Annotated in this window: 10 protein-coding genes; 4 read left to right on the top strand and 6 right to left on the bottom strand. The window is 67.6% G+C overall.

Features of this window, described 5'->3' with window-relative positions:
• Positions 1 to 23 precede the first annotated feature (23 nt).
• Positions 24 to 1,175 (bottom strand): alkane 1-monooxygenase, encoded by a 1,152-nt coding sequence (locus VDQ18_RS10595; RefSeq protein WP_323020907.1) that lies wholly within the window; start codon positions 1,173 to 1,175, stop codon positions 24 to 26.
• A 22-nt stretch (positions 1,176 to 1,197) separates the two neighbouring features.
• Positions 1,198 to 2,277: an A/G-specific adenine glycosylase gene (locus VDQ18_RS10590; protein WP_323020906.1), complete on the bottom strand. Its 1,080-nt coding sequence runs from the start codon at positions 2,275 to 2,277 to the stop codon at positions 1,198 to 1,200.
• Between the two features lie 86 nt (positions 2,278 to 2,363).
• Between VDQ18_RS10590 and VDQ18_RS10585 the strand changes: the two genes are divergently transcribed.
• The 3 genes from VDQ18_RS10585 to VDQ18_RS10575 are packed head-to-tail and all read left to right on the top strand — an operon-like array spanning position 2,364 to position 4,764.
• A complete protein-coding gene (locus tag VDQ18_RS10585) occupies positions 2,364 to 2,951 on the top strand; it encodes a DUF721 domain-containing protein (RefSeq protein ID WP_323020905.1) in 588 nt (195 codons plus the stop codon).
• Complete coding sequence (locus tag VDQ18_RS10580) at positions 2,948 to 3,634, top strand: DsbA family protein (protein WP_323020904.1); 687 nt, start codon at positions 2,948 to 2,950, stop codon at positions 3,632 to 3,634. The genes VDQ18_RS10585 and VDQ18_RS10580 overlap by 4 nt, the downstream gene beginning before the upstream one ends.
• On the top strand, positions 3,634 to 4,764 hold the full coding sequence (locus tag VDQ18_RS10575; RefSeq protein WP_323020903.1) for a CaiB/BaiF CoA-transferase family protein: 1,131 nt from the start codon (positions 3,634 to 3,636) through the stop codon (positions 4,762 to 4,764). The genes VDQ18_RS10580 and VDQ18_RS10575 overlap by 1 nt, the downstream gene beginning before the upstream one ends.
• A gap of 168 nt (positions 4,765 to 4,932) precedes the next feature.
• Here the strand turns inward: VDQ18_RS10575 and htpX are convergent, their stop codons facing one another.
• From htpX to VDQ18_RS10555, 4 genes are read right to left on the bottom strand one after another with little or no spacing between them, the layout of a single operon-like run.
• On the bottom strand, positions 4,933 to 5,835 hold the full coding sequence (gene htpX / locus VDQ18_RS10570) for a zinc metalloprotease HtpX (protein ID WP_323020902.1): 903 nt from the start codon (positions 5,833 to 5,835) through the stop codon (positions 4,933 to 4,935).
• 55 nt (positions 5,836 to 5,890) lie between these two features.
• A complete protein-coding gene (locus tag VDQ18_RS10565) occupies positions 5,891 to 6,880 on the bottom strand; it encodes an adenosine kinase (protein WP_323020901.1) in 990 nt (329 codons plus the stop codon).
• On the bottom strand, positions 6,877 to 7,521 hold the full coding sequence (gene nth / locus VDQ18_RS10560; protein WP_323020900.1) for an endonuclease III: 645 nt from the start codon (positions 7,519 to 7,521) through the stop codon (positions 6,877 to 6,879). The genes VDQ18_RS10565 and nth overlap by 4 nt, the downstream gene beginning before the upstream one ends.
• Positions 7,522 to 7,560: 39 nt before the next feature.
• Complete coding sequence (locus tag VDQ18_RS10555; RefSeq protein ID WP_323020899.1) at positions 7,561 to 8,778, bottom strand: MFS transporter; 1,218 nt, start codon at positions 8,776 to 8,778, stop codon at positions 7,561 to 7,563.
• Positions 8,779 to 8,880: 102 nt separating this feature from the next.
• On the opposite strand from VDQ18_RS10555, the gene VDQ18_RS10550 reads away from it, so the two are divergent.
• The gene (locus VDQ18_RS10550) at positions 8,881 to 10,056 is read left to right on the top strand and encodes a 4Fe-4S double cluster binding domain-containing protein (RefSeq protein ID WP_416235101.1); all 1,176 of its coding nucleotides are present in this window, start codon (positions 8,881 to 8,883) and stop codon (positions 10,054 to 10,056) included.
• Positions 10,057 to 10,087 lie beyond the last annotated feature (31 nt).

Here is a 10,087-nt window from a genome sequence, read left to right as displayed (position 1 = left end):
GATCTGGCGACGGTGACGGGGCTTTACTGACCCTTCAACAGCCCGCGCGGCATCGGAGTGGTCCCGGTCTTGTACGCGGTCCAATCCTCGATATCGGGGTAGAAATGCCGCCGCCAGGCGCGGACCTTCGGGTTCATGATCCGCCGCCAGAGGGGCGGGATCGCCGCAGCGGCCACCATCGTCGGATAGCCCAGCGGCAATTGCGGCGCCTCGGCCTCTGCATAGGTCTGCAGCAGGGGATAGCGGCGGTCGGGTTTGTAATGATGGTCGGAATGGCGTTGCAGATTGATCAGCAGCCAGTTCGAGGCCCGGTGCGAGGCGTTCCAGCTGTGGTGCGGCCGGACGGGTTCATAACGACCGTCGCCCAGATGGCGGCGGGTCAGGCCGTAATGCTCGATGTAATTGGTCAGTTCCAGCAGCGTGATGGCGGTCAGCGCCTGAAAGAGGAACAGCAGAAGCCCCAGCCAGCCGCCCGCCAGAACGGCGGCGACCAGCGCCAGCGCTTGCAACACCGCATAGCGCCAGAATGGATTGGCCGGGTCGAAAGGTCCCTTGCCGGCGCGGGCCAGCATCGCCACCTCGCTCCGCCAGGCCGAACCCGGGCAGCCGCGCAGCACCCGCAGGAAATAGCGCCAGAACCCCTCGTTGTAGCGGGCGGTGACGTGATCGGCGGGGGTGCCGACCCAGAGGTGATGGACCCGCAGATGCTCGGACCGGAAATGCGAATAGAGCGTGGTGGCCAGCAACAGGTCGCCCAGCCAGCGCTCGACCCGGGTTTTCTGATGCATCAACTCGTGGGCATAGGTGATGCCGATACCGCCGGTGACCACGCCCAGTGCATGGAACAGGATCAGGATTTCCCACCAGGCGAGCGTCCCGCGTTGGGTGACGTACCAGATCAGCCCGTAGATCAGGAACGCCTGCACCGGGAACCAGATCAGCGTGATGGCGCGATACCAGCGCAACTCCTGCACCGGGGTCTCGGTATCGGGATTGGCGGTGTTGAGTCCGGTCACGGCATCCAGCAGCGTGAAGAGCCCGAAGGTATAGAGCGGCACCAGCGCCACCATCCAGCCGCCATAAACCGCGCCCGCCCAGACCAGCGGCACGAAGCCGAGCGAGGCCCAGAAGGGCAGGGCCTGGATGACGGAACCGAGGGGGCGGGCTGTGGACATGGGGGCCTCCGATCCCCCGAGTCTACGCCCCGGGGCGCGGGCCGAAAAGATCGCTTGATGCCGCGGACGCGTGGTCATGCACCTTGCGCATCACCGTGGGCAGGTCGCCGGGGTCGAAGCCGGGGCGGAAATCGCCGATCTGCGGATTGGCGCCCAGCGGCACATGCGCCATCAGGACGGTCAGCTCCAGGTGGAAATGGGTAAAGGTGTGCTTCACCACGCCGGGCAGTTCGTTCCAGTCGGCGGCCAGCGGCGGGCGCGGCGCGGGGGCCTCGCCCCAGTCGCTGCCGGGCCAGCCGGGCATGCCGCCCAGCAGGCCCTTGGGCGGCCGGGTCTCCAGCAGCGGCGCGCCGTCGGCCCGGATCGCGACATAGGCAAAGCCACGCCGGGTGGGTTTCGGCGCCTTGGCGGTCTTCATCGGCAGATCGGCGGCGATGCCCTGATGGGCGGCGGCGCAGAACCCTTCCAGCGGGCATTCCGCGCAGCGCGGGTTGCGGGGCGTGCAGATCGTCGCCCCCAGATCCATCATCGCCTGCGCGAAATCGCCGGGCCGTTCCTGCGGCGTGAGCCGCGCCGCCAGCTTCGCCAGTTGCGGCTTGGCGCGGGGCAGGGGTTCCGTCACCGCGAAAAGCCGGGCGACCACACGCTCGACATTGCCGTCGACCACGGTCTCCGCCCGGTCGAAGGCGATGGCCGCGACCGAGGCGGCGGTATAGGCGCCGATCCCCGGCAGGGCGCGCAAGCCGTCCAGCGTATCGGGGAAACCGCCCCGCGCTGCCACCGCCCTTGCACAGGCGATGAGGTTCCGGGCGCGGGCGTAATAGCCAAGCCCGGCCCATTCGCCCATGACCTCGGCATCCTCGGCCGCGGCCAGCGCCTGTACATCGGGCCAGCGGGTCGTGAAGCGGTGGAAATAGCCCTTCACCGTCGCCACTGTGGTCTGTTGCAGCATCACCTCGGACAGCCAGACGCGATAGGGATCGGGGATCTCGCCCGCCGCGCGCTCGGCGGGACCGACGCGCCAGGGCAGCACCCGGGCAGCGGAATCGTACCAGCGCAGAAGCGCCGGGGCGACGGCCGCGCTCTCGATTCCGTCACGCATTCTTGACGCTCCCTTCGCTGGACCCTCTGGCCAAGGTCTGCGAACTCACTAAGATATTCGCGACCGACAGGAAAGCCGCCCGCCGCATGAGCAAACCCGCCGACAGATCCGGCCCCCGGGGTCCCCGCCGTATGCGGGGGTTCGAGGCTGCGGCGGGGCTGTTGCGCGATCCGATCCGCAAGGCGGGGGAAACCCGCGGCTTCGCCGTGACCCGCCTGCTGACCCATTGGCCGGAAGTGGCCGGGCCGGACCTGGCGCCGCTCTGCCGTCCGGTCAATGTCAGCTACGCCAAACAGGGGCTGGGCGCGACGCTGACGCTGCTGACCTCGGGCGCGGCGGCGCCCTTGGTGCAGATGCAGGCCGACAAGCTGCGCGAACGGGTCAACGCGATCTACGGCTATGCCGCGATCGCCCGGATCCGCGTGACCCAGACCTCGGCCCGCGGCACGATGGCGGGTCTGGCCGAGGCCCAGCGCCCCTTCGACGGGCCGAATATCACCCGCCCCTCGGCCCAGGCGCTGGCCCGCGCGCAGGGCGTGCTGGACGGGCTGACCGAGGGGGTGGCCGACAGCGGGCTGAAAAGCGCGCTCGAGCGGCTCGCCACCCAAGTTCTCTTGCGACAGGACCGGCTCGGGGCAAAGGGCCCTGCCGGCGACAGAAAGGAAGATCCATGAACCGACGCTCGCTTCTCCTCTCCGGGGGCGCCGCCGTGGTCGCCGCCGGCGCCTATGCCGGTTACAACAGCCTGACCGGTGGCCGCGCGCCCTCGCTCTCGCAGACGCTGCTGCCGAACGCCGCTCAGGCGCAGACCAGCGAAGGCGCGGTCGATACCTCGCGGGTGATCGACCTGGTGATGGGCAATCCCGACGCCGAGGTGACGATCATCGAATTCGCCTCCTACACCTGCCCGCATTGCGCGAACTTCCACGCCAATGTCTGGCCGACGCTTAAATCCGAGTACATCGACACCGGCAAGGTGCGCTTCGAATACCGCGAGGTCTATTTCGACGCCTATGGCCTCTGGGCGGCGCTGGTCGCCCGCTGCGGCGGCGAGATGCGCTATTTCGGCATTTCGGACATGCTCTATGACGAGCAGAACCAATGGGCCCGCGGTGCCGATGGCAACGCCGTGGCCGACAACCTGCGCCGCATCGGCCGCCGCGCCGGGATGTCCGACGACGAGCTGAACCAATGCCTGACCGACCGCGACCTCGCCACGGCGATGATGCAGGTCTATCAGGAGGGGATGACCGAATACGGCATCCAGGGCACGCCCAGCTTCGTGATCAACGGCACGACCTATTCCAACATGAGCATGGACGAGTTCCGCGCGATCCTCGATCCGCTGCTGAGCTGATGTCCGCCAAGCCGCTCGCGGGGCTGCGGGTCGTCGAACTGGCCCGCATCCTCGCCGGTCCCTGGGCCGGGCAGACGCTCGCCGACCTCGGGGCCGAGGTGATCAAGGTCGAGGCGCCCGAAGGCGACGACACCCGCCAATGGGGCCCGCCCTTCATCGACCGCGACGGAACCCCCGTCGCGGCCTACTTCCATTCCGCCAACCGCGGCAAACGCTCGGTCACCGCCGATTTTCGCACGCCCGAGGGGCAGGCGACGGTCAAGGCGCTCCTGGCCGATGCCGATATCCTGATCGAGAATTTCAAGGTCGGCGGTCTGGCAAAATACGGGCTGGATTATGCGAGCCTGAAGGCCCAGTTCCCGCGGCTGATCTATTGCTCGATCACTGGTTTCGGGCAGGACGGCCCCTATGCCCATCGCGCGGGCTACGATTACATCATCCAGGGCATGTCCGGCCTGATGTCGATCACCGGCCCGGCCGAGGGCGAGCCGCATCGCGTGGGCGTGGCGGTGACGGATCTTTTCACCGGGATCTATGCCTCGACGGCGATCCTGGCGGCGGTGGTGGAACGCGAACGCACCGGGCAGGGCGCGCATATCGACATGGCGCTCTTGGATTGCGCGGTCTCGGTCATGGCCAATCAGGCGATGAACTACCTCGCCTCGGGCCAGCCGCCGGGGCGGACCGGGAACTGGCATCCGAATCTGGTGCCCTATCAGGTGTTCGAGGTCGCGGACGGCCATATCATCATCGCCACCGGCAATGATGGCCAGTACCAGCGGCTCTGCCGGGTGCTGGGGCTGGAGGGGCTGATCACCGACCCGGCCTATCTGAAGAACGCCGACCGGGTGGCCAACCGCGCCGCTTTGGTGGCGCTGCTGTCCGAGAAGACCCGCGACTGGAGCAAGGCGGATCTTCTGGCCGCCTGCGAGGCGCAGGGCATCCCGGCCGGGCCGATCAACACGATGGACGAGGTCTTCGCCGATCCGCAGGTCGCGGCGCGGGGGATGAAGCTGTCGCTGGGCCCGCATGAAGGGGTACGCTCGCCCTTCGTGATCGACGGCGAGCGGTGCAGCGCGCCCGGTCCGGCGCCGGTGCTGGGCGAGGCGGACGGGAAATTGGGGGGCTAGCCCCCCAAACCCCCCAGGATATTTGCAGAACAAAGATGACCAGAGCGCGCTCCCCGCGTAGGGAGCGCGTTAACCTTGATAGAGGGTAAATTGCGCTTCTTTGCGCTCTAAATATCCCGGGGGTCCGGGGGCTGGCCCCCCGGTCCGACAGAACCCACAGGCGCGGGGTCAGCCCCAGGGGCCGGGGTTCTGCCGGGACACCGGGCGCGCCGATTGGCGGGGCGCGGGGCGGGTGCCCTGTTCGCGGGCCATGGCTTCCAGCGCGGCGATGCGGTTCTCGGTCGCCGGGTGGGTCGAGAAGAGCTTGTCGCGGGCATGGGCGTGCAGCGGGTTGATGATGAACAGATGCGCCGACGCCGGGTTGCGTTCCGCCGCGTCGTTGTCGATCCGGCTGGCATAGCCCTGGATCTTGCGCAGCGCATCGGCCAGCCACAGCGGGTTGCCGACGATCTGGGCGCCGATCCGGTCGGCCTCGTATTCCCGCGACCGCGAGATCGCCATCTGCACCAGCGCCGCGGCCAGGGGCGCGAGGATCATCATTGCGATCATGGCGATGGCATTGGCCCTCTCGCGGTTGCCGCCGAAGAACATGGCGAAGTTCGCCAGCATCGAGATGGCGCCCGCGAAAGTGGCGGTGATGGTCATCGTCAGCGTGTCGTAATTCTTGATATGCGCCAGTTCGTGGGCGACGACCGCCGCCACTTCTTCGCGGCTCATGCGCTCCATCAGCCCGCGCGACACTGCCACCGCGGCGTTATCCGGGTTGCGGCCGGTGGCGAAGGCGTTCGGCTGGTCGCTTTCGATCACATAGACCTTCGGCGTCGGCAGGCCGGCGTTGCGCGACAGGTCCATGACGATCTGCTGCAGTTCGGGCGCGGTATGGGCATCGACCGGCCGCGCGTTATGCATGCGCAGCACCATCGAATCCGAATTCCAGTAGCTGAAGGCATTCATGCCCGCCGCCACCACCAGCGCGATCAGCGCGCCGGTGCCCCCGCCAAGGAGATAGCCCATGCCGAGGAACAGGGCGGTCATTGCCGCCATCAGGATCCCGGTCTTGACGTAGCCCATCATCGCCTCCGTTCTTACGGTTTCCGATATGGGGTGTGCCGGGCGCGCTGCAAGATCAGATCAGCCCTTCGCCCTTGTAGAGCGCCAGCACATTCGCGCGGGGCCGGGCGCCGATATGGCCGATGACCTCGGCGGCGGCGATGTTGCCCATGCGGCCGCAGGTCTCCATCGAATGGCCGGTGACCAGACCATAGAGGAACCCCGCCGCGAACTGGTCGCCCGCGCCCGTGGCATCGACCGGAACCACGGTGCGCACCGGGGCGGTGACGCGGTGGCCGTTCTGGATCAGCACCACCGGATCGCCCGAGCGGGTGCAGACGACGATGCCGCAATCCTCGGCCGCCTGGGCCAGCGCCTCATCGAGGTCGTTGGCCTGGTAGAGCGAGGTCCATTCCTTTTCGTTGCCGATGACGTAATCCATCTCGTTCGCCACGAGACGACGAAAGTCGTCGCGGTGGCGGTCGACGCAGAAGGGGTCCGACAGGGCGATGCCGACGCGGCCGCCGCCCTTGTGGCAGGCGCGGGCGGCTTTCAGGAAGGCCTCTTTCCCCTTGTCCTTGTCGAAGAGATAGCCCTCCAGGAACACCGCCTCGCTGTCGGCCATCACCGCCTCATCGACGTCATCGGGGCCGACTTCGGCCGAGATGCCGAGATAGGTGTTCATCGAGCGCTCGCCGTCGGGCGTAACGAAGATCATCGAGCGCGAGGTCGGCAGTTCGCCCCCCGCCACCGGCGGGTTGACGAAGGCGGTGCCGGTGCGTTCGGTGTCCTGGGCGAAGAACCGGCCCAGGCTGTCGTCGCGCACCCGGCCGACCAGTGCCGTTTTCAGCCCCAGCGCGCCGACGCCCGCGATCGTGTTGCAGACCGAGCCGCCCGCGGCCTCCTGCCGGTCGCGCATGGCGCCGAACAGGGTCTCGGCGCGCTCGCGCTCGATCAGCTGCATGATGCCCTTGTGGATCCCCATATGGTCGAGGAAATGGTCGTCCACGGTGGAAATCACGTCGACGATGGCATTGCCGATGCCGGCAACCTGGTACTTCTTCACAGGGTTTTCTCCTCAAAGGGGCAGAGGTCGCGGATCAGGCAGGCGGGGCAATTGGGTTTTCGCGCCTTGCAGACATAGCGGCCGTGCAGGATCAGCCAATGATGGGCGTGTTGCTGGAATTCGGCGGGGATGTTGTCCTCGATGGCGCGTTCCACCGTCTCGACATCCTTGCCCGGGCAGATGCCGGTCCGGTTGCCGATGCGGAAGATATGCGTGTCGACCGCCTGCGCCGGGACGCCCCACCACATGTTGAGGACCACATTCGCGGTCTTGCGCCCGACGCCGGGCAAGGATTGCAGCGCCGCGCGGGACGAGGGCACCTCGCCACCGTAGTGATCGACCAGGATCTGCGAGAGCCTGATGACGTTCTTCGCCTTGTTGCGATACAGGCCGATGGTCTTGATATGCTCGATCAGCCCGTCCTCGCCCAAAGCCAGCATCTTTTCCGGCGTATCGGCAATGGGGAACAGGGCCTTGGTCGCCCGGTTCACACCCACATCGGTGGCTTGCGCCGAAAGCGCCACGGCCACCAGCAGGGTGAAGGCGTTGGTGTGGTCGAGTTCGCCCTTGGGTTCGGCCTCTGCCGCCTGGAAGCGGCGGAAGATCTCTTTCAGGGTGAGGTAATCGAGTTGCGCGGCCATGTCGGTTCCTTGCCCCGGCCGGGGCCGTGGCGCAAGGGCCTAGTCGTCACGCCGCCGGAGCAAACGCCCGATCAGGAAGGACGTGCGCGGCGTGTAGACATAGGGCGTACGGGCGGGGGGCGTGCGGCCGACCTGCATGCGGTAAAGCCCGAAGACAATCAGCAGCACGTGCGCCAGCGCGATGAAGATGAACATCGAGGCGGGGCCAAAGCCCGAGATCAGCGCCGAGGCGATCACCGGCGAGGCGATGGCGCCCACCGCATAGAGGAACATCTGCGCGGCGCTGAGTTCGACCCGCTCGTGCTGCTCGGCGAAGTCATGGGCATGCGCGGTCGAGATGGAATAGATCGGGAAGGTGGTGAAGCCGAAGAAGGCGGCGGCCAGGAAGATCGTCACCACATTGCCCTGCGCCCCGGCGATCATCGCCACGCAGCCCAGGATCGAGGCCACGGATATGCCGATCAGCACCAGCCTTCGGTCGTATTTGTCGGCGATCCATCCGACCGGGAATTGCGCCAGCGCGCCGCCGACGACATAGGCGGACAGGAAGAGGGCGATGCGATCGGCCTCCAACCCCACGGCGATGCCGTAGAGCGGGCCGACCATGCGGAAGGCGGCGCCGGTGATGCCCGACACGACGACGCCCACGGCGCCCAGCGGCGATTTGCTCCAGGCGAGTTTCGGCCTCAGGCGCGGGGCGGCCCCGGCCGAGGGGGCCTCGGACCGGGTCAGCAGCAGCGGGAAGATCGCGAAACACATGAAAAGCGCCAGCAGGTTGTAGCTGACGTAAGCCGCGGGCGGCAGGAAGGCGATCAGCACCTGCGCGCCGAGGTTGCCGGAGACATCGACCATTCGGTAGACGCCCATCGCCCGGCCGCGCGTCTCGTTCGTGACCTTGGATTGCAGCCATGCCTCGATGATCGTGTAGCACCCGGCGACGGCGAGGCCCGAGAGCATGCGCATCCCGGCCCAGGCCCAGGGGTCGAGCCACATCATATGGGCGAGGATCCCGGTGGTGCCCGCGGCGGTGAAGGCGGCGAAGGCGCGGGCATGGCCGACCTCGCCCATCAGCCGCGGCGCCCACCAGCAGCCGACGAAGAAGCCGAGGAAATGCGCCGAGCCCATGGTGCCGATCTGCTCGGTCGTGAAGCCCAGCGCGGTGCCGGACAGCGCATCCAGCGGCACGACACCGCCCAGCCCCAGCTGCAGGAAGAAGACCGAGACGAAAAGCGCGGCGAAGGAAATCAGCAGGGTCATGCGCGTCGGTCCAGGCGGTCTGTTGGCGCTACCTTGGCGCGGGGCAGGGCCTGCGTCCAGAGGCTTTGACTTGACCGGGGCCCGGCGCGTAGCGTCGGGGCCATGAGCATGCCCGGTCACAACCTGCCGCCCGATCCGCTCGATGCCGCCGCCGGGATCGAGGTGACGGCGGATTTCGAGCGGTTCCGCCAGCGTGACGACATCTTCACCCGGGCGTTCTGGGATTCCTCGGTGCGCTCGAAACAGACGGATGCGTTCTTCGGCAGCTACCGGATCGACGCCACACCGCGAAAGGGCGAGGGCTTCCAGCAGAAGGATTTCGCGCTGAGGAACGCGGCCTGGCTGGTCAGCGACATCATCTCGAACCGATCCGCGGCCGAGGGGGTGCGCGAGGGGTTTCAGGCGCCGATCCGCCCCGATACGCCGGTGGCGCCGGTTCAGGTGCCGGTCGAGGACCCGCAGGCGATGGCGACCGAAATCAAGCGGGTGGCAAAGTTCTTCGGCGCGGACCTGTGCGGAATCACGGCGATGGACCCGCGCTGGATCTATGCCTCGCAGGTCGATACCCGCGATTTTTCCGAGGCGCCGGTGGACTTGCCGCCCGGCCTGGGCAATGTCATCGTGCTGGGCCACCAGATGGATGCGCCGCTGGTGCAGACCTATCCCTCGGCCCTGGCGGGGGCGGCCACAGGGCGGGAATACAGCCACGAGGCGGCCATCGTCATGCAGCTGGCGGCCTTCATCCGCAACATGGGCTATCGGGCTGTCGCCTCGATGAACGATACCGGGCTGGTCATTCCCTTCGCGGTGAAGGCGGGGCTGGGGGAATACGCGCGCAACCAGCTGGTCATCACGGCCGAGTTCGGGCCACGCCTGCGGTTCTCCAAGATCTTCACCGACCTGCCCTTGACCCATGACGCGCCGAAACCGCTGGGCGTGAAGGCGGTCTGCGATATCTGCACCCGCTGCGCCGAGGCCTGCCCCGTCAAGGCGCTGCCCTTCGGCGCGCCCGAGGCCGGCGGGACCAACCGAAGCGCCATCAAGGGCGTGGTCAAATGGACCTCGGACGCCGAGAAATGCTTTGGCTATTGGGCGAAACTGGCCTCCGATTGCGCGATCTGCCTGCGCGTCTGCCCGTTCAACCGGGACTTCGGCAGGCTGAGGAACCGGCTCTGGCTGAAACTGGCGCTGTCGCGGTTCCGGCGGCTGGCCTTGTGGCTCGACGACCGATCCGGCCGGGCCAAGCGGCTGAAGCCGCGCGACTGGTGGGCGGGCTGAAAGCGCAGGTTCCGGGTCGAAGCCCGCGCGC

It is taken from the genome of Pararhodobacter sp., assembly GCF_034676075.1.
Taxonomy (GTDB): Bacteria; Pseudomonadota; Alphaproteobacteria; order Rhodobacterales; family Rhodobacteraceae; genus Pararhodobacter.
The sequence above is the reverse complement of the archived record's forward strand: the minus strand, read 5'-3'. Positions and strand labels throughout refer to the sequence as shown.

Excerpts from the sequence above, each read along its gene's own strand:
- VDQ18_RS10555 (WP_323020899.1), bottom strand. The coding sequence starts at position 8,778 with ATGACCCTGCTGATTTCCTTCGCCGCGCTTTTCGTCTCGGTCTTCTTC.
- VDQ18_RS10595 (WP_323020907.1), bottom strand. The coding sequence starts at position 1,175 with ATGTCCACAGCCCGCCCCCTCGGTTCCGTCATCCAGGCCCTGCCCTTC.
- VDQ18_RS10550 (WP_416235101.1), top strand. The coding sequence starts at position 8,881 with ATGAGCATGCCCGGTCACAACCTGCCGCCCGATCCGCTCGATGCCGCC.
- nth (WP_323020900.1), bottom strand. The coding sequence starts at position 7,521 with ATGGCCGCGCAACTCGATTACCTCACCCTGAAAGAGATCTTCCGCCGC.
- VDQ18_RS10590 (WP_323020906.1), bottom strand. The coding sequence starts at position 2,277 with ATGCGTGACGGAATCGAGAGCGCGGCCGTCGCCCCGGCGCTTCTGCGC.
- htpX (WP_323020902.1), bottom strand. The coding sequence starts at position 5,835 with ATGGGCTACGTCAAGACCGGGATCCTGATGGCGGCAATGACCGCCCTG.
- VDQ18_RS10575 (WP_323020903.1), top strand. The coding sequence starts at position 3,634 with ATGTCCGCCAAGCCGCTCGCGGGGCTGCGGGTCGTCGAACTGGCCCGC.
- VDQ18_RS10585 (WP_323020905.1), top strand. The coding sequence starts at position 2,364 with ATGAGCAAACCCGCCGACAGATCCGGCCCCCGGGGTCCCCGCCGTATG.
- VDQ18_RS10580 (WP_323020904.1), top strand. The coding sequence starts at position 2,948 with ATGAACCGACGCTCGCTTCTCCTCTCCGGGGGCGCCGCCGTGGTCGCC.